14 protein-coding genes are annotated in these 19,712 nt (G+C 43.4%); 13 read left to right on the top strand and 1 reads right to left on the bottom strand.

What is annotated here, in order from left to right; genetic code table 11:
- Positions 1-83 precede the first annotated feature (83 nt).
- From H7T97_RS00855 to H7T97_RS00835, 5 genes are all read left to right on the top strand, one after another.
- The gene (locus tag H7T97_RS00855) at positions 84-401 is read left to right on the top strand and encodes a winged helix-turn-helix transcriptional regulator (protein ID WP_150905136.1); all 318 of its coding nucleotides are present in this window, start codon (positions 84-86) and stop codon (positions 399-401) included.
- A 124-nt stretch (positions 402-525) separates the two neighbouring features.
- Positions 526-1,392, top strand: coding sequence for an ABC transporter ATP-binding protein (locus H7T97_RS00850; protein WP_201088996.1), 867 nt, complete (start codon positions 526-528; stop codon positions 1,390-1,392).
- Positions 1,392-2,234, top strand: coding sequence for an ABC transporter permease (locus tag H7T97_RS00845; RefSeq protein ID WP_201088994.1), 843 nt, complete (start codon positions 1,392-1,394; stop codon positions 2,232-2,234). The genes H7T97_RS00850 and H7T97_RS00845 overlap by 1 nt, the downstream gene beginning before the upstream one ends.
- A gap of 18 nt (positions 2,235-2,252) precedes the next feature.
- A complete protein-coding gene (locus H7T97_RS00840) occupies positions 2,253-2,708 on the top strand; it encodes a LytTR family DNA-binding domain-containing protein (RefSeq protein WP_201088992.1) in 456 nt (151 codons plus the stop codon).
- 9 nt (positions 2,709-2,717) lie between these two features.
- Positions 2,718-3,131 carry a DUF3021 domain-containing protein gene (locus H7T97_RS00835; RefSeq protein WP_049472884.1) on the top strand — a complete coding sequence of 138 codons (414 nt, stop codon included), beginning with the start codon at positions 2,718-2,720 and terminating at the stop codon, positions 3,129-3,131.
- Positions 3,132-3,193: 62 nt separating this feature from the next.
- Here H7T97_RS00835 and tyrS read toward each other — a convergent pair whose 3' ends face one another.
- Positions 3,194-4,450 carry a tyrosine--tRNA ligase gene (gene tyrS / locus H7T97_RS00830; protein WP_003004779.1) on the bottom strand — a complete coding sequence of 419 codons (1,257 nt, stop codon included), beginning with the start codon at positions 4,448-4,450 and terminating at the stop codon, positions 3,194-3,196.
- A gap of 182 nt (positions 4,451-4,632) precedes the next feature.
- Between tyrS and pbp1b the strand changes: the two genes are divergently transcribed.
- From pbp1b to H7T97_RS00790, 8 genes are all read left to right on the top strand, one after another.
- Positions 4,633-7,089: a penicillin-binding protein PBP1B gene (gene pbp1b / locus H7T97_RS00825; protein WP_201088990.1), complete on the top strand. Its 2,457-nt coding sequence runs from the start codon at positions 4,633-4,635 to the stop codon at positions 7,087-7,089.
- A gap of 351 nt (positions 7,090-7,440) precedes the next feature.
- A complete protein-coding gene (gene rpoB / locus H7T97_RS00820; protein WP_049513841.1) occupies positions 7,441-11,010 on the top strand; it encodes a DNA-directed RNA polymerase subunit beta in 3,570 nt (1,189 codons plus the stop codon).
- Positions 11,011-11,169: 159 nt separating this feature from the next.
- Positions 11,170-14,823: a DNA-directed RNA polymerase subunit beta' gene (gene rpoC, locus H7T97_RS00815; protein ID WP_118397201.1), complete on the top strand. Its 3,654-nt coding sequence runs from the start codon at positions 11,170-11,172 to the stop codon at positions 14,821-14,823.
- A gap of 321 nt (positions 14,824-15,144) precedes the next feature.
- Complete coding sequence (wecB, locus tag H7T97_RS00810) at positions 15,145-16,299, top strand: non-hydrolyzing UDP-N-acetylglucosamine 2-epimerase (RefSeq protein ID WP_049492133.1); 1,155 nt, start codon at positions 15,145-15,147, stop codon at positions 16,297-16,299.
- A complete protein-coding gene (locus H7T97_RS00805; RefSeq protein ID WP_201088988.1) occupies positions 16,300-17,088 on the top strand; it encodes an MMPL family transporter in 789 nt (262 codons plus the stop codon).
- 9 nt (positions 17,089-17,097) lie between these two features.
- Positions 17,098-17,238: a hypothetical protein gene (locus tag H7T97_RS00800; RefSeq protein WP_003004308.1), complete on the top strand. Its 141-nt coding sequence runs from the start codon at positions 17,098-17,100 to the stop codon at positions 17,236-17,238.
- Positions 17,231-18,541, top strand: coding sequence for a glycosyltransferase family 2 protein (locus tag H7T97_RS00795; protein ID WP_023919655.1), 1,311 nt, complete (start codon positions 17,231-17,233; stop codon positions 18,539-18,541). Before H7T97_RS00800 ends, H7T97_RS00795 begins: the two co-directional genes overlap by 8 nt.
- An 8-nt stretch (positions 18,542-18,549) precedes the next feature.
- On the top strand, positions 18,550-19,653 hold the full coding sequence (locus tag H7T97_RS00790) for a glycosyl hydrolase family 8 (RefSeq protein ID WP_201088986.1): 1,104 nt from the start codon (positions 18,550-18,552) through the stop codon (positions 19,651-19,653).
- Positions 19,654-19,712: the final 59 nt, after the last annotated feature.

Raw genomic sequence — 19,712 nt, 5'->3', positions numbered from 1 at the left:
GACTCCTTTAAAATAAATGATAAATAGATTATAATACTTTACAAACTACCTGAATAGTAGGCACATTTTTGTAAGGAGAAAAAATGTTAACAAATAAAAATTGGAACTGTAGTATGTCTCGAGTCTTAGATGTGGTTGGTGGGAAATGGAGGATGAATATATTATGGGTTATAAACAAGCATAAGAGAGTTCGTTTCAATCAATTGAGAAGAGAAGTTGAAGGGATAACAACTATCAGTTTGACACGTGGCTTAGACGTTTTAATAGAGAACCAATTGGTTGAGAAATATGATTTTGAAACGATGCCACTCCATACAGAATATGAGCTGACAGAAAAAGGCAAATCACTGATGCCGATTTTAAAGGACTTGAATCAATGGGGAAAAGAATGGTTGCAATGAATTTTTCCCTCATTTTAATCTCTTCTATCTCGCCACTCATCTCTTCATTTTAACCACTTATCCCCAAAAGCCGTTTTTTAAACGGCTTTTTTGCTAGACTGGTTCTATCAAAAGGAGAGAGAACATGATATTACAAGCTAAAAACATCAGTAAACGATATGGAAATCATTTAGCCGTAAACAATATTCATTTACAGTTTGAAAAGGGAACCTTTAATGCGATTCTAGGACCAAATGGGGCGGGGAAATCAACAACGATTTCCATGTTGATTGGTTTGAAACAACCAACGCAAGGTGAAATCATCTATGAACCAGGTACGAAAATTGGTGTGGTCTTCCAGACTAGTGTCTTAGATGAGATGCTAACGGTTAGGGAAAATCTGACCATTCGTGCGAAACAGTATAAAGGCTTAAAACCTGATCGTGTGTCTGATCTTATTGATCGGCTAGGCCTATCAGCTTTCCAAAAGCAGAAATACGGGACGCTTTCAGGTGGTCAAAAGCGTCGGGTTGACATTGCGCGTGCTCTACTACACAGTCCAGACCTTTTGTTCTTAGATGAGCCAACGACAGGTTTAGACATTCAAACCCGGAAGTCCATTTGGGATTTGCTCTATCAATTGCAGAGAGAAGAGGGAATGACCGTTGTATTGACCACGCATTATCTTGACGAAGCAGATGAAGCTGATCAAATTTATATTGTAGACCATGGGGAAGTGATTGCTCAAGGATCGGCACTAGATATTAAGAGCCAGTATGCAAAAAATATCTTGAAGATTCGTTTCAAGGAGATGCAGCAGATAGAAAGTCTCAAATCTTCGGGAATGTCAGTAGAGCAACAAAGTCAATTGGAGTATATTTTTCAACCCAAGAGTGAAAGGGAAGCCATTGATTATCTGGCGCAAGTTAGAGATAATCTAGCCCATTTTGAGTTTCGTCCAGGGACCATGGATGATGCCTTTATTGCACTTACAGGAAGGGAGGTCCGCTAATGCTAGCCGTACTAAAGCGAAATTTTTTATTGTATTTTAGGAATCGTTCAGGAGTTTTCTTCTCCCTGTTGGGAGCCTTGATTTCCTTTGTTCTCTATATTATTTTTCTTCAAAAAAATCTGACAGATGCTTGGGCTCAGCTCCCAAATAGTGGTCCTGTGTTAAATAATTGGTTAATGAGTGGGACGCTGGCTGTGACAGGGATTACGACAAGTCTGGCTGCCCTGACTCAGTTAGTAAAGGACCGTGAACATCAAGTAGATCAGGATCTTTATTTATCGGATCAAGGAAAGTGGCGGTTACCATTTTCGTATCTAACGAGCGCAATCATCATCTCTTTTTTCATGCAAGTCCTTATGTATGTGCTGATGTGTGGCTATTTTAGAGAAGCTCCAGCACTATCTTTATTACCTGAAGTACTCCTCATCATGCTGTTTAGTAGCCTGCTTTCTAGTTTAGTGAATGCCATTTTTGTTTATTTTTTCCAATCCGTAGACAGTCTTGGAAAGTTTGCGACCATAGTGGGTACAGCTTCCGGTTTTTTGGTAGGGACTTATGTACCTTTAGGTGTTCTACCTGATTTTGCACAACTACTAATGAAATGTACTCCAGCAACTTATATTGCTGCACTTTATCGACAAGTACTCATGAAAGAAGCAGTGAGCGAAACCTTTAAGGGGCGAGATGATCTTCTTCGAGATTTTCAAGAAAAAATGGGCGTTCAGCTCAAATGGCAAGCTTTATTGACAAAGGAACAAACATACCTTATAGTGTTAGGAGGTATTCTTCTAGCTTTGGGGATTTGGGTTTCCTTAGCAAAAAGATCGAATAAAAGAAAGTAAGTGAGAATTGGAGTAGGAATGAAGATTCGTTTTGAGGAAAAACAGGATATCCCAGAAAACGACCCCTGTGTGGTCGTTCAAGCCAAGCAATTATCTGATCAAGCACGAGAGGTGATGGACTATCTCGAACAATTTTCGACAGTGAATCAAGTAGTGATTCCTATCAAAACAGATGATCATTTGATTATGGTGAAAATTGATGACATTATTCTAGCCGAGATTGATAAGAATCAGCTAACCATTTATACGACAGACAAAACGTTCACCGTCAGAGATACTTTGACAAATTTTCAACATCGGATTAATCGTCGTAATTTTTTACAGATATCACGCCACGCGGTGATGAATATCGACCATTTAGAATCGCTATCGGATAGTTTTTCAGGCAATATGATGGCTAAACTGACACGCGGAGTGAAATCAAGTGTCAGTCGGAAATATGTCAAATCCTTGATGGATTATTTAGGGGTATAGGAGAAAGTGATGAAACGAGTTATAGCTTATTTTGTATCTGGTATGAGGACAGGATCCTTCTTTTATTTGTGTTTGGTGTTATTATCCCATATCTATCCCAACATCGTCTATCCCGCTGTGAATGTACGCAACATCCTAGCGATCTTTTTAATGAGTGGAACAATGGGAGTTTTGACGTTCATTCTTGAGGAAGAAGAGTTTTTGACCTATAGTTTGCGTGTGGTCCTGCATTTAGTTGTGACAGCTACCATCTTAGCATTGACCTACTTATTTTTTGGCTGGGGGGCAGCCTTACGGAGCCCGATTCCTTGGTTGATCTTTCTAGCCATTTACGGCCTGATCTGGCTTTACCAGATTTGGCAACTCCATAAAAAAACTCAACGAATCAACCAAGCATTGTTGTATCGCAGAAAAGGGAAATAGTCCCAGAAAAAAGTGTATAAGAAAACCACGAAGTTTCGTATTAACTTCGTGGTTTTACTTTCTTAATAAGTCAAAACAAAGTATTTTTTCTTACCGCGGCGGATAACGGTCAATTCATTTTCTAATTTATCGCTATCGCTCAAGACATAGTCAAGGTCTTGAATGCGTTCGCCGTTGACGTAGATAGCTCCGTTTTGAACATCTTCGCGGGCTTGGCGTTTAGAATTTACCACACCAGCTGTGACCAAGAGTTCAACAATGTTGAGGTTGTCTTCTGCTTGGACCTGGTAGTTTGGCACACCACGAAGGCCTTGTTTGAGTTCTTTTACAGAAAGGTTTTTGATGTTTCCTGCAAAGAGTTGTTCGGTGATGTTGAGGGCTTCCTTGTAGGCTTCTTCGCCGTGGACGAGGGTAACCACTTCACGCGCCAAGATCTTTTGAGCCAAGCGTTCATGAGGAGCGGCCTCAAACTGTTTGCGGATCTCTTCAATCTCATCAAGTGACAAGAAAGTGAAGATCTTCAAGAAACGCACAGCATCCGCATCCATCACATTCATCCAGAATTGGTACATTTCGTATGGAGATGTTTTGTCTGCATTGAGCCAGACCGCATTACCTTCTGATTTACCGAATTTCTTACCAGTTGCATCTGTGATCAAAGGCACAGTCATAACATGACCAGTTTTATCTGCTTTACGACGCATCAACTCAGTACCGGCTGTCATGTTTCCCCATTGGTCAGATCCACCGATTTGAAGGGTTACATTGTGTTCTTGGTTGAGGACGTAGAAGTCATAGCCTTGCATGATTTGGTAGGCAAACTCTGTGTAAGAAATCCCTGTTTCAATCCGTTTTTTAACAGATTCTTTACTCATCATAGCATTGACCGTAAAGTATTTTCCGACATCACGAAGGAAGTCAATAAAGCTAATGCTTCCAAACCAATCGTAGTTATTGACCATTTCGGCTTTATTGTCCCCATTTTCAAAATCGAGGAAACGAGACAATTGCCCTTGAATAGAGCGAACCCATTCTTGTACAGTTTCTTTTGTTTGGAGACTACGTTCAGCATCTTTGAAGGACGGATCACCAATGAGACCAGTCGCACCGCCAACGAGCGCATAAGGTTTGTGGCCTGCTAGTTGAAGACGACGGCTCGTCAAGATGGCAACCAAGTGACCAAGGTGAAGGCTGTCAGCAGTTGGATCATAACCAGTATAATAAGAAACCTGACCTTCTTCCAGTGCTTTGCGTAAGGCTTCTTCATCCGTCGTTTGAAATACCAAACCACGCTCTTTTAGCTCATCAAAAATGTGCATGTGTCTTTTCTCCTTTATAAGTTTATTCATTTCTCTATTCTACCATAAACCACGGAAATGGCAATGCTTTCCATCATTTTCTTGTCCTTACCCAGGCAGAATGAGTGACGATTTCTACGCTCTTGTGATTGAAAACAAGGGGTCTAATCTGCTATAATATAGGGAACAAGGAGAAAGAATCAGTGAATCAATTAAAAGAGAAGCTGCAAGAGTTTTGGAAGAAGGTTCAAAAATTCTTTGCAAAGATGTATACAGAAACTCCGAATAAGGAAAAAAATGAGGAAAGTAGCTGGTCTGTCGGCGATATTTTTGCGACCTTTTTGCGAACCCTCAAACTCTTGTGGGATGTGATGATCGCCCTGTTCGTGTGCCTCTTTTTATTTGGCGCAGGGATCGGGATTGGTTATGCGGCGAGCCTCTTTAGCAATGTCAAGGTTCCAAAGACAGAAGAATTGGTCCAGCAGGTCCGCAACGTTAGCAGTGTTTCAAAACTGACTTATTCCGATAAGAGCTTGATTGCAGAAGTGGACAGTGATTTGATCCGCACGCCAGTCGCAGGAGACGCCATTTCAGATAATGTCAAGAAGGCTGTGATCGCTACTGAGGATGAGAATTTTGAAAGCCACAAGGGGGTTGTACCTAAAGCCGTTCTTCGGGCAACACTTGGATCCGTAGCCGGTGTGGGTTCCTCTAGTGGGGGATCAACTCTGACCCAGCAGTTGATCAAACAGCAAGTCGTGGGAGACGCTCCAACCTTTACTCGTAAGGCGACAGAGATTGTTGATGCCCTAGCTTTAGAGCGGGGAATGGATAAAAATGAAATCCTAACCACCTACTTAAATGTTTCGCCTTTTGGACGAAATAATCGAGGACAAAATATTGCAGGTGTGGAAGCTGCAGCTCAAGGGATCTTTGGCGTCTCTGCAAAAGACTTGTCTGTTCCACAAGCGGCCTTTATCGCTGGCTTGCCACAAAGTCCGATTGTCTACTCTCCTTATGCTGCAGACGGTAGCCTAAAGAGCAAGGAGAACCTCGAGTTAGGTCTGGCGCGTGCCAAAGACGTTTTGTTCAATATGTACCGGACGGGAACCTTGTCGAAAAAAGACTACGAGACCTATGCTCAGTACGACTTGACCAAAGACTTCATCGCTCCAGATGGCATCGAGAAAACACCGCATGACTACCTCTACTTCCAAGCCATGGCAGAAGCCAAAGAAGCCATGTATGATTACTTGATCAAGCGAGACAATGTCACCAAGCAAGACTTGAAAAATAATGAAACCGTCAAGGCTTACCAAGAATTAGCTGAGAGCGAATTGCGCGAAGGTGGCTACACCATCCAAACCACGATCAACAAACCGGTTCACAATGCGATGCAGGCCGCGGTAGCGAATTTTGGAAGCGTCTTGGATGATGGGACGGGTCTTGTAGAAGTTGGGAATGTCCTTATGGACAACCGAACGGGTGCCGTTTTAGGATTTATCGGTGGACGGAATTTTGACGGCAACCAAAACAACCATGCCTTTGATACAGAGCGTTCCCCAGGGTCTACAATCAAACCACTGTTGGCCTATGGGATTGCCATCGACCAAGGCTTGATGGGAAGCAATAGCATCCTTTCTAACTACCCGACTAATTTCTCAAGTGGGGAGCCGATCATGCACGTGGATAGCCGAGGGACAGCCATGATGGATCTCCGTGAGGCCCTCAATACCTCATGGAATATTCCAGCTTACTGGACTTACCGGACTCTTCGTGAAAAAGGTGTGGATGTCCCATCCTACATGAAGAAAATGGGCTATGATATCCCTGAATATGGCATTGAGAGTCTGCCGATGGGGGGAGGAATTGAGGTCACTGTTGCCCAACATACCAATGGTTTCCAAACCATTGCTAACAATGGGAACTACCTCAAACGCTACATGGTAGAGCAAATCATTGATCGAGATGGAGATGTGGTATACAAGCACGAGGCAGATCCTGTTCGTGTTTACTCTCCAGCAACGGCAACGATTATGCAGGATCTCTTGCGCGGGGTTATTACGTCTGGTGCAACAACGACCTTTAAGTCACGGATTAGCCAAGTCAACCCAACGCTGGCAGGTGCAGACTGGATTGGAAAAACCGGTACCACTAACTCAAATGGAGATATGTGGTTGATGCTGTCCACCCCTAATGTTTCTTTAGGAGGTTGGATCGGTCATGACAACAATGCTTCCATGCAGACCTTGACTGGATACAACAACAATGCCCAATACATGGCGCAGTTGGCGAATGCAATCTACCAAGCAGATCCAAGTCTCTTTGGGATTCAGGATAAATTCACTCTCGATAAGAGTGTGATCCGCTCTGAAGTGCTCAAATCGACTGGTGAAAGACCGGGCCGCGTCAATGTCAATGGCCGGGATATCGATGTGAGCGGTCAAACGGTAACCAGTCTTTGGGCTAAAAACGGAGCGCCAACCACTCAATACCGCTTTGCCATCGGGGGATCGGATAGCGATTATCAAAGTGCTTGGGCAGCAATTCTCGGCAATACCAGTGGCAATCAGTCGAATAATAAGAACAATTCGACAACCAATAGTTCATCAAGCAATAGTTCAAATCGAAATAGTTCCAATCGCGGCAATCGACGCTAGTCTGATCCAGTAGAAAACCTAGAGAAAGCCTTGATTTTTGGAGCAAAAAACGATATAATAGTGATAACTAATTTGTCGTGTGCTTTATTTGAAATATTGTCCAAATAAGAGCTTACAGCAGTTAAATCTTACTTGAATAAGTCGATTTAGCTGCTCTTTTTGTGCCTATTTTTCAGGAAAACCCTAGTTTGTTACACAAATTTAATTTTTCTAAAAATTACAAAAAGCGACGAATAAGGTGAAGAGACAGCTCTTCACGTGATGCAAATCACAAAATTGTAGTTAAAACCGGATAGGTGGTAGGAGTGATGTTACCAAGCTATCCTAGTATAGAAAAAGGAGCTAAAAACTTTGGCAGGACATGACGTTCAATACGGGAAACATCGGACCCGTCGTAGTTTTTCAAGAATCAAAGAGGTTCTTGATTTACCAAACTTGATTGAAATCCAGACAGACTCATTCAAAGATTTCTTGGATCATGGCTTGAAGGAAGTATTTGAAGATGTGCTTCCAATCTCAAACTTCACGGATACAATGGAATTGGAATTTGTGGGTTATGAAATCCGCGAACCCAAGTATTCGCTTGAAGAAGCGCGCATTCACGATGCCAGCTACTCAGCACCAATCTTTGTGACCTTCCGTTTGGTCAACAAAGAAACAGGTGAAATCAAGACCCAAGAAGTTTTCTTTGGTGATTTCCCAATCATGACTGAAATGGGAACCTTCATCATCAATGGTGGAGAACGGATTATCGTATCTCAGTTGGTCCGCTCACCAGGTGTCTACTTCAATGATAAGGTGGACAAGAATGGTAAGATTGGTTATGGATCTACTGTTATCCCTAACCGTGGAGCTTGGTTAGAGCTTGAAACTGACTCAAAAGACATCGCCTACACACGCATCGACCGCACACGTAAAATTCCATTTACAACGCTTGTGCGTGCTCTTGGATTCTCAGGAGATGATGAAATCATCGATATCTTTGGGGATAGCGAATTGGTTCGCAATACCATCGAAAAAGATATCCACAAAAATCCAATGGATTCACGGACAGATGAAGCCCTCAAAGAAATCTATGAGCGTCTTCGTCCAGGTGAACCAAAGACAGCGGAAAGCTCACGTAGCTTGTTGGTGGCCCGTTTCTTTGATCCACGTCGTTATGACTTGGCACCAGTTGGTCGCTATAAGATCAACAAGAAACTCAATATCAAGAACCGCTTGTTGAACCAAACGATTGCAGAACCGTTGGTGGATGCTGAAACAGGAGAAATCCTTGTAGAAGCTGGTACCGTGATGACGCGCGATGTCATCGACAGCATCTCAGGACAATTGGATAACGGTTTGAACAAAATCACTTACATTCCAAATGATGCTGCTGTTTTGACAGAACCAGTTGAATTGCAAAAATTCAAAGTTGTCGCTCCAACAGATCCAGACCGTGTTGTCACCATCATCGGAAATGCTAATCCATCTGACAAAGTACGCATCGTAACTCCAGCAGATATCTTGGCAGAGATGAGCTATTTCTTGAACCTTGCAGAAGGAATTGGCCGTGTAGATGATATCGACCACCTTGGAAACCGTCGGATTCGTGCCGTTGGTGAATTGCTTGCCAACCAAGTGCGTCTTGGACTTTCACGGATGGAACGAAACGTTCGCGAACGGATGTCTGTGCAAGATAACGATATCTTGACACCACAACAAATTATTAACATTCGTCCAGTAACTGCAGCGATCAAAGAATTCTTTGGTTCTTCACAGTTGTCACAGTTCATGGACCAACATAACCCACTTTCTGAGTTGTCTCACAAACGTCGTTTGTCTGCCTTAGGGCCTGGTGGTTTGACACGTGACCGTGCCGGATATGAAGTGCGTGACGTGCACTATACCCACTATGGTCGTATGTGTCCAATCGAAACACCTGAAGGACCAAACATCGGTTTGATCAACAACTTGTCTTCATACGGACACTTGAACAAATATGGTTTCATCCAAACGCCATACCGGAAAGTGGACCGTGAAAAAGGTGTAGTGACCAACGAAATCGTTTGGTTGACAGCCGATGAAGAAGATGAGTACATCGTCGCTCAGGCCAACTCTAAGTTGAACGAAAAGGGTGGCTTTGCTGAGCCAATCGTTATGGGACGTCACCGTGGTAACAACCAAGAGTTCCCATCTGATCAAGTCGACTACATGGACGTGTCTCCAAAACAAGTAGTTGCCGTTGCGACAGCATGTATTCCTTTCTTGGAAAACGATGACTCCAACCGTGCCCTCATGGGTGCCAACATGCAACGTCAGGCTGTTCCATTGATTGATCCAAAAGCCCCTTATGTGGGTACTGGTATGGAATACCAAGCAGCCCATGACTCAGGTGCTGCAGTTATTGCACAACATGGTGGTAAGGTTACCTATGCAGATGCGGATAAGGTGGAAGTCCGTCGGGAAGATGGTTCTTTGGACGTCTACCATGTTCAAAAATTCCGTCGTTCAAACTCCGGTACAGCCTACAACCAACGTACTCTGGTTAAAGTTGGTGAAACCGTTGAAAAAGGTGACTTTATCGCTGACGGTCCATCAATGGAAAAAGGGGAAATGGCCCTTGGTCAAAACCCAATCGTCGCTTACATGACTTGGGAAGGGTATAACTTCGAGGATGCCGTTATCATGAGCGAACGCTTGGTGAAAGAAGATGTCTACACATCTGTTCACTTGGAAGAATTCGAATCAGAAACACGCGATACCAAGTTAGGCCCTGAAGAAATTACCCGTGAAATTCCAAACGTTGGGGAAGATGCTCTTCGTGACTTGGATGAAACAGGTATTATCCGTATTGGTGCTGAGGTTAAAGAAGGCGATATCCTTGTCGGTAAGGTAACACCGAAAGGTGAAAAAGACCTTTCTGCTGAAGAACGTCTCCTTCACGCTATCTTTGGGGATAAATCTCGTGAAGTGCGTGATACATCACTCCGTGTACCTCACGGTGGAGATGGAGTCGTTCGCGATGTTAAGATCTTTACCCGTGCAAACGGTGATGAATTACAATCTGGTGTCAACATGTTGGTTCGTGTTTACATTGCACAAAAACGCAAGATCCGCGTCGGAGATAAGATGGCCGGTCGTCACGGAAACAAAGGGGTTGTGTCTCGTATTGTTCCAGTTGAAGATATGCCTTACCTTCCAGACGGTACACCGGTTGATATCATGTTGAACCCTCTTGGGGTGCCATCACGTATGAATATCGGTCAGGTTATGGAACTTCACCTTGGTATGGCAGCTCGTAACTTGGGTATTCACATCGCGACACCAGTCTTTGATGGAGCAAGCTCAGAAGATCTCTGGGATACTGTGAAAGAAGCTGGTATGGATAGCGATGCCAAGACCATTCTTTACGATGGACGTACTGGTGAGCCGTTTGACAACCGTGTCTCTGTCGGTGTCATGTACATGATCAAGCTTCACCACATGGTTGATGATAAACTCCATGCCCGTTCAGTTGGACCATACTCAATGGTTACCCAACAACCACTCGGAGGGAAAGCTCAGTTTGGTGGACAACGTTTCGGGGAAATGGAAGTGTGGGCCCTTGAGGCTTATGGTGCATCAAATGTCCTTCAAGAAATCTTGACTTACAAGTCAGATGATGTCAACGGACGTTTGAAAGCCTATGAAGCGATTACCAAAGGTAAACCAATTCCAAAACCAGGTGTACCAGAATCCTTCCGCGTTCTTGTCAAAGAATTGCAATCACTTGGTCTTGACATGCGTGTCTTGGACGAAGATGATCAAGAAGTGGAACTTCGTGACCTTGATGAAGGGGAAGACGATGATGTGATTCATGTGGATGACCTTGAAAAAGCACGTGAAAAAGCAGCAAAGGAAGCAAAAGCAGCCTTTGATGCCGAAGAATCAGAAAAATAATCAGTAAAAATGATTGTCCTGTGAGCAACCAATGCTTCTAGCAGGATGATTCGATAACAAGATACAGACACAAGGAGGTGGCAAGAAAGTTTCCTTTCTTCCTCCACCTAAGCTGTATCCAAATAAAACAAGTATGAAAACAAGGAAAGGTAAGAAATAGTGGTTGATGTAAATCGTTTTAAAAGTATGCAAATCACCCTAGCTTCTCCAAGCAAGGTCCGTTCATGGTCTTATGGAGAGGTCAAGAAACCTGAAACAATCAACTACCGTACATTGAAACCAGAACGCGAAGGTCTCTTTGATGAAGTCATCTTTGGACCTACAAAAGACTGGGAATGTGCGTGTGGGAAATACAAACGAATCCGTTACAAAGGGATCGTTTGTGACCGCTGTGGGGTTGAAGTAACACGTGCGAAAGTTCGTCGTGAACGCATGGGGCATATCGAGTTGAAAGCACCTGTATCACACATCTGGTACTTCAAAGGAATCCCTTCTCGTATGGGATTGACCTTGGATATGAGTCCTCGTGCCCTTGAAGAAGTCATCTACTTCGCAGCTTATGTGGTGATCGATCCAAAAGATACTCCACTTGAGCACAAATCCATCATGACAGAACGTGAATACCGTGAACGCTTGCGTGAATACGGACCAGGTTCCTTTGTAGCTAAGATGGGTGCAGAAGCCATCCAAGACCTCTTGAAACAAGTGGATCTGGAAGCTGAAATTGCTCTCTTGAAAGAAGAATTGAAGACTGCAACTGGTCAAAAACGTGTGAAGGCTGTGCGTCGTTTGGATGTCTTGGACGCCTTCTACAAATCTGGCAACAAGCCAGAATGGATGGTCCTCAACATCCTTCCCGTTATTCCACCAGATCTTCGTCCGATGGTCCAATTGGATGGTGGCCGTTTTGCCGCCTCTGACTTGAATGACCTTTATCGCCGGGTAATTAACCGGAACAACCGTTTGGCACGTTTGTTAGAATTGAATGCCCCTGGTATCATCGTGCAAAACGAAAAACGGATGCTCCAAGAAGCGGTTGACGCTTTGATCGACAACGGTCGTCGTGGTCGTCCAATCACAGGACCAGGTAGTCGTCCACTCAAATCATTGAGCCACATGCTCAAAGGGAAACAAGGACGCTTCCGTCAAAACTTGCTCGGTAAACGGGTGGACTTCTCAGGACGTTCCGTTATCGCCGTTGGTCCAACTCTGAAGATGTACCAATGTGGTGTGCCACGTGAAATGGCCATCGAGCTCTTCAAACCATTTGTTATGCGTGAAATCGTTGCACGTGATATCGTACAAAACGTTAAAGCTGCAAAACGCTTGGTCGAACGTGGAGATGAACGTATCTGGGATATCTTGGAAGAAGTCATCAAAGAACACCCAGTTCTCTTGAACCGCGCACCGACCCTTCACCGTTTGGGGATCCAAGCCTTTGAACCTGTCTTGATTGACGGGAAAGCCCTTCGCTTGCACCCCCTTGTCTGTGAAGCCTACAATGCCGACTTCGATGGAGACCAAATGGCCATCCACGTACCGCTTTCAGAAGAAGCTCAAGCAGAAGCTCGTATCTTGATGTTGGCTGCTGAGCATATCTTGAACCCTAAAGATGGTAAACCAGTCGTTACGCCATCTCAGGATATGGTATTGGGGAACTACTACCTCACGATGGAAGAAGCTGGTCGTGAAGGTGAAGGAATGGTCTTTAAAGACCGTGATGAAGCCGTGATGGCCCTTCGCAATGGCTATGTTCACTTGCATACACGTGTCGGAATTGCGACGGATAGCTTGAACAAACCTTGGACAGAAGCACAACAACACAAGATTCTCTTGACAACTGTTGGTAAGATTCTCTTTAACGATATCATGCCTGCAGAGCTTCCATACCTTCAAGAGCCTAATAATGCCAACTTGACAGAAGGTGTTCCAGCTAAGTATTTCTTGGAGCCTGGTCAAGATGTCAAATCAGCGATTGAGAAATTGGAATTAAACGTTCCATTCAAGAAGAAAAATCTTGGAAATATCATCGCCGAAATCTTCAAACGTTTCCGTACAACTGAAACGTCTGCTTTCTTGGACCGTTTGAAAGACTTAGGTTACCATCATTCAACCCTTGCTGGTTTGACAGTGGGGATTGCCGATATTCCGGTCGTTGAAGACAAGGCAGAAATCATTGAAGAATCTCACAAACGTGTGGAACAAATCACCAAACAATTCCGTCGTGGTTTGATCACAGATGATGAACGCTACAATGCCGTTACAGCTGAATGGCGTGCAGCCCGTGAGAAGTTGGAAAAACGCTTGGTGGATAACCAAGATCCGAAGAACCCAATCGTTATGATGATGGACTCTGGAGCCCGTGGTAACATCTCAAACTTCTCGCAGCTTGCCGGTATGCGTGGTTTGATGGCCGCTCCAAACGGACGGATCATGGAATTGCCAATCCTTTCAAACTTCCGCGAAGGTTTGTCAGTACTCGAAATGTTCTTCTCAACTCACGGTGCCCGTAAAGGGATGACCGATACGGCCCTTAAGACAGCCGACTCAGGTTACTTGACTCGTCGTTTGGTTGACGTGGCCCAAGACGTCATTATCCGTGAAGATGACTGTGGAACAGACCGTGGACTTGTGATCCGTGCCATTACTGATGGTAAGGAAATGATCGAGCCACTCGAAGAACGCTTGACAGGTCGTTATACCAAGAAATCTGTTAAACATCCTGAAACAGGTGAAGTCATCGTTGGTCCAGATACCTTGATTTCAGAAGACCTAGCACGTGAAATTGTTAATGCTGGTGTGGAAGAAGTCACTATCCGCTCTGTCTTTACATGTAACACCCGCCATGGTGTCTGCCGTCACTGTTATGGTATCAACTTGGCGACTGGTGATGCGGTTGAAGTGGGTGAAGCAGTCGGAACCATCGCTGCCCAATCTATCGGGGAACCTGGTACACAGTTGACCATGCGTACCTTCCACACGGGTGGGGTTGCCTCAAATACCGATATCACTCAAGGTCTTCCTCGTGTCCAAGAAATCTTTGAAGCCCGCAATCCAAAAGGGGAAGCGGTCATCACTGAGGTCAAAGGGGAAGTCACAGCGATCGAAGAAGATGCTTCTACACGGACCAAGAAAGTCTTTGTTAGCGGAGCAACTGGTGAAGGTGAATACGTTGTCCCTTACACTGCCCGCATGAAAGTCGAAGTAGGAGATCAAGTCTCTCGTGGTGCGGCTCTGACAGAAGGGTCTATCCAACCAAAACGTCTCCTTGCCGTTCGTGATGTCTTGTCGGTTGAAACTTACCTTCTTGCAGAAGTACAAAAAGTATACCGTAGCCAAGGGGTAGAAATCGGCGACAAACACATCGAGGTAATGGTTCGTCAAATGATCCGTAAAGTACGTGTCATGGATCCAGGAGATACAGACCTTCTCATGGGTACGCTTATGGACATTACAGACTTTACAGATGCTAATAAGGATGTCCTTATCTCTGGTGGAGTTCCTGCGACTGCTCGTCCAGTCCTTATGGGAATTACCAAAGCCTCACTTGAAACCAACAGTTTCTTGTCTGCGGCTTCCTTCCAGGAAACAACTCGTGTTCTTACAGACGCAGCGATCCGCGGTAAGAAAGACCATCTCCTTGGACTTAAGGAAAATGTTATCATTGGTAAGATTATTCCTGCAGGTACAGGTATGGCTCGTTACCGTAACTTGGAACCACAAGCGATTAATGAAGTTGAAATTATCGAAGAAGTGCCATTAACAGATGGAACAGTCGATGAAGTTCAAACAGCTGAAGTCGTAGAAGAATAAGAAAATTAGTCGGAACTACAAGTTCCGGCTTTTTTTGAAAAAATTATAAAAATTTATTATTTGAAAAATAATTGTATAATTATTGAATTATTTTTTTACCAAAAATATTAGCCCGGTAAAAGTCGTGCTGTAAATACTTACAATTAGTGATTATATGGATATGTATTCTAAACGTCAAAATAATAAAATGACTAACTATTAGTAATTTCTTTATAAAACCCAAAATCGGTTTGACATTTAAAGTCATTGGCGGTAGAATGAAAAAAGATGTACACAAATTAAAAAAATGTCGAATTACATGCATGTCGACGGGGGAAGTTTATGGGAAAATTGAAAATAATGGTTGTGTTTGGGACGCGACCGGAGGCCATTAAAATGGCCCCTTTGGTGTTGGAGTTGCAAAAACAAAAGGAGGTTATTGAGACAATTACGGTGGTCACTGCCCAGCACCGTCAAATGCTGGACCAGGTTTTAGAAACCTTTAACATCGTACCTGATTACGATTTGGATATTATGGGGAAAAGCCAGACCTTATTAGACATTACCTCTAAAATTCTGAATCAATTAGATCCAGTTATCAAAAAAGAAAAGCCGGATATGGTGCTCGTCCATGGAGATACGACCACTACCTTTGCGGCTAGTCTGGTTGCCTTTTACAATCAAGTCCGCATTGGTCACGTCGAAGCTGGTTTGAGAACCTTTGATAAATATTCTCCATATCCAGAAGAGATGAACCGTCAAATGACGGATGATTTAGCGGATCTGTATTTTGCGCCGACGGGCGAAAGTAAGGCCAATCTCTTAAAAGAAAATCATCCGGAATCCTCTATTGTGGTGACAGGAAATACTGCCATTGATGCGCTGAAACTCACGGTTCAAGAGGACTATCATCACGAAGTGTTAGATCAATTAGATCCAGTTAAAAAAGTCATCCTGGTGACCATGCATCGAAGAGAAAATCAAGGCCAACCCATGCGAGCGGTCTTTGGAGCTCTGAGAGAAATGGTGGATCAAGAACCGACGATTGAAGTGGTTTACCCAGTGCATCTTAGTCCAGCGGTCCAAGAGGCGGCAAACGATCTATTAGGAGATCATGATCGGATCCACCTCATTGAGCCTCTAGATGTGCTGGATTTCCACAACTTAGCTTCGAGAAGTTACTTTATCATGTCGGATTCAGGTGGAGTGCAAGAGGAGGCACCATCATTAGGAAAACCGGTATTGGTATTGCGCGATACAACGGAACGCCCAGAAGGGGTCAAAGCGGGAACTTTGAAATTAGTTGGAACGGATCCTACCGTCGTCAAAACGACGATGACAGAGCTCTTAACCAACGAAAGCCTGTATCTTCAAATGGCAAATGCCCGAAATCCTTATGGGGATGGAAGAGCTTCTGAGCGAATCGTACAAGCCATTAAACATTACTTTGGCCAGGGAGAGGCTGCCGAAGAATTTCATGAGGGAGAGAAAGAATAAATGAAAAAAACGGAAAAGTTAAGTAGATGGTTGCTGATTTTGATTGTTTTCGAAGTACTTCTTTTACTTTACTGCTTGTTTTTTGCAAGAGAGATTCTGATTGAAGAAGGATTGTTCTTTGTTTTAGGATTATTTTCTGCTATTGTCTTATCGGATTTATTGTTGACATGGACCATCCTGTTGTCATTTGCCCTTGGGATTGTCTTTTTGGTGGCGGGTGTTGTCTATATCCCATTTCATCAAGCCTTGCTCTTGCTCTTTAGTTTTCCGATCTTGATTGGAATCTTGACCCGAATTCGCTATCACCTCTTTAAAGAGATTGCAAAAGTGAAGGATCAAGAGCCAGAAGCTTACGCAGATTACCGCAACCGCATCGCTTCTTATGGCGGACAAACCAATGATACGATTCAGGCCTTACTCATTCACTGGTCGCACGAGGAATTGTTCTTCCAATTGCAACCGAGAGAATACAATCGGACCTTGAACCAAATCAACTATTTGGTAACGCATCATCTAAAGCCAAATGAAAGCTTGTATTATGTATCAGATGGTAATTTCTTGATCTTATCTTCTGATAGCGAGCGGGATCTGAAGGGCGATTATATGACAGTCTTAAAACCACAGTTGGAAGGACTGGTTTTCCAAGGAGAAGATGGGGTTCAGGGCATCCAATTTCAGTCCGGCTTTCTTGTAGTAGATCAATCAAATCGCACCAAATACCATCGCTATAAAGAAATGATTCGTTACTTAAAACGTCAACTTGAAACAGATATTATTGTGGAATATTAGGAGGAAGACATGTCTCTTACAAATATATTTTTTAATATAGCTGTAGGCATCAGTGTATTTTTTGCCTTGTGCTTTATTGTATTATTTGTAGCTTATACGGTGATTTACCGCCGTGTCAATAAAAACTTTAAGGCGGTGGACCATGATTAGTCAAATTGTGATGATTATTGCCTTGATTTCGATTTGGCTGTCCTTAGCCTGGGGCCTAGTAATCCTCTTTTCAGCCGTTCATTTTTGGTTTAAACACAGTGATTTTCGTGTCAATACGGATCCGCTTCCTTATTATCCAAAAGTGACGATCGTCGTACCTGCCCATAATGAGGATGTGGTTATTGCACAGACAGCCAAAGCGATCCTTGATTTGAACTACCCACATGATCGTGTAGAATTACTACTGTTTGCGGATAATTGTTCCGATCGCACCTATGAAGAGTGTTTGGCAGTTAAAGCATTGCCAGAGTACGCAGGACGGGATTTGACCATTATCAATCGAAGCGGGACAGGTGGGAAAGCCGGTGTGCTAAATGACGCTTTGGCGATGGCGACTGGAGACTATATCTGCGTCTATGATGCAGATGCCATGCCTGAAAAAAATGCTCTTTATTTCCTTGTGAAAGAAGTGCTCAAAGATCCAGAACGCCATGTGGCTTCTTTTGGTCGCAATAAAACGCGGAATGCCGGTCAAAACTTCTTGACCCGCTGTATCAACCAAGAAATTGTCGTCACCCAACGGGTTCACCATGTGGGCATGTGGCACCTCTTTAAGATTGGACGGATTCCAGGAACCAACTTCATTATTCAAACTGAATTTGTCAAGAGTATTGGGGGATGGAAAAACGGTGCCTTAACAGAGGATACGGATATTTCCTTTAAGATTATGCAAAGTGGGAAGTTGATTGCTCTAGCCTATAATTCAGAAGCATTTCAACAGGAACCTGAGACCCTGAAGAGTTATTATATGCAACGGAAACGTTGGGCCAAAGGGAATTATGAAGTGGTTCTTTCCAACTTCAAACATTTATTTGGTAAGGGAAATTGGCGCGTGAAGTTAGAAGTGACCAACTATTCCTGTATCTTCTTCTGGTTCAATGCAGCTATCGTCTTATCAGACTTGATCTTTTTTGCCAATATTCTGGCCATGTGTCTCCATACAGTGGTGCCAGGCGTGCAAATTCCATTTGCCTTTGATTCAGAAAATATCTATATTGCGCAATTGATGTTGTTCAATTGGATCTTGATGATTGGGCTCTACTTACTTCAGATTAATGTGGCTCTTGCCTCACAATTTGGTCAAGCAACTACCAAGCAAATTTGGTTAGCCTTAGCTGCCTACTTCACCTATTCTCAACTGTTTATCATTGTATCGATTGATGCCATCTCTTCGATTGTGATGGATAAACTATTGCACCGGAAAGAAACTAAATGGGTTAAAACAAAACGATTCGCAGGATAGGAGAAATTATGAATACGAAAAAGATGAGATATGTATGGTTTCTAGTCATCCTTTGCATTTTCTGTTTGACCTTGTTTTTAGCGAGAACGAGAAGTAAAGTGGACATGCGAAATCGAATTTACCGTCAGTGGAATGAGCATTTTGTTGTTTCAAAAGGGAAAGAATCCTATGTTCGAACCACCAATGATAGCAATCAAACGGTGGTTTTATCCGAAGCGCAAAGTTATGGAATGCTCATTACTGTTGCGGCTGCTAAAAAAGGACAAGCCCAACAAGCAGACTTTGACAGACTCTATCAATATTATCTAAATCATCGCTTGGAAGGTACCCAATTGATGTCTTGGAAACAAACCATCAGCAATGGAAAAGCAAAGGATGAGGATCATAACGCTACAGATGGAGATCTCTACATCGCCTATGCTCTTCTAAAAGCCGCTCAGAAATGGCCAAAGCAAGCCAAAGACTACCAGGCTCAAGCCAAAGCGATTTTAGAAGATATTCTCGCACACAACTACAATGAAGAAACGGGTGTGTTAACGGTGGGGAATTGGGCCAATCAGGACTCGGAGTTTTATCATTTGATGCGGACGTCTGATACACTGCCAGCGCAATTCCAGATCTTTTATGAAGTGACAAAAGATTCAAAGTGGTTGGACATCAAAGAAAAGATGTTGCAACAACTCCAAACGATCAGCTCCCAAACAAAAACAGGTTTACTACCTGATTTCATCTGGGTAGATGAGCAAGGAACGCGCGTAGCGGATCCAAAGACGATTGAATCCAAGTATGATGGTGCCTACTCGTATAATGCTTGTCGCCTTCCATACAACCTTGTTCAAAGTAAGGACAAAACCAGTCAACAATTGGTGAAAAAGATGCTTAACTTTTTCAAGAGTCAACGAAACCTGTATGCAGGTTATGACTTGAAAGGGAAGGCCTTGAACAATCATCAGGCAGCAAGCTTTTTGGCACCGATTGTCTATGCCTCTGAACATGAAAAAGGCTATTTGAAGTTGGTGCAACAGAACAAGTATATCTTTACACAAGATCTACCTCTGAACAACTATTACGATGCAACCATGACAACCATGATTGCACTTGAATTGTTCTAAATACTTGAGAAGAGAGAGTTCCCCAGGATGGTCTGTCCATTTTGTTGGGACTCTCTTCT

The sequence above is a fragment of the Streptococcus parasanguinis genome, assembly GCF_016648925.1.
Classification (GTDB): Bacteria; Bacillota; Bacilli; order Lactobacillales; family Streptococcaceae; genus Streptococcus.
The sequence above is the reverse complement of the archived record's forward strand: the minus strand, read 5'-3'. Positions and strand labels throughout refer to the sequence as shown.

Coding starts and splice junctions, on each gene's coding strand:
- H7T97_RS00790 (WP_201088986.1), top strand. CDS start 18,550: ATGAATACGAAAAAGATGAGATATGTATGGTTTCTAGTCATCCTTTGC.
- H7T97_RS00805 (WP_201088988.1), top strand. CDS start 16,300: ATGAAAAAAACGGAAAAGTTAAGTAGATGGTTGCTGATTTTGATTGTT.
- H7T97_RS00800 (WP_003004308.1), top strand. CDS start 17,098: ATGTCTCTTACAAATATATTTTTTAATATAGCTGTAGGCATCAGTGTA.
- H7T97_RS00795 (WP_023919655.1), top strand. CDS start 17,231: ATGATTAGTCAAATTGTGATGATTATTGCCTTGATTTCGATTTGGCTG.
- tyrS (WP_003004779.1), bottom strand. CDS start 4,450: ATGCACATTTTTGATGAGCTAAAAGAGCGTGGTTTGGTATTTCAAACG.
- H7T97_RS00835 (WP_049472884.1), top strand. CDS start 2,718: ATGAAACGAGTTATAGCTTATTTTGTATCTGGTATGAGGACAGGATCC.
- H7T97_RS00855 (WP_150905136.1), top strand. CDS start 84: ATGTTAACAAATAAAAATTGGAACTGTAGTATGTCTCGAGTCTTAGAT.
- wecB (WP_049492133.1), top strand. CDS start 15,145: ATGGGAAAATTGAAAATAATGGTTGTGTTTGGGACGCGACCGGAGGCC.
- H7T97_RS00850 (WP_201088996.1), top strand. CDS start 526: ATGATATTACAAGCTAAAAACATCAGTAAACGATATGGAAATCATTTA.
- H7T97_RS00840 (WP_201088992.1), top strand. CDS start 2,253: ATGAAGATTCGTTTTGAGGAAAAACAGGATATCCCAGAAAACGACCCC.
- H7T97_RS00845 (WP_201088994.1), top strand. CDS start 1,392: ATGCTAGCCGTACTAAAGCGAAATTTTTTATTGTATTTTAGGAATCGT.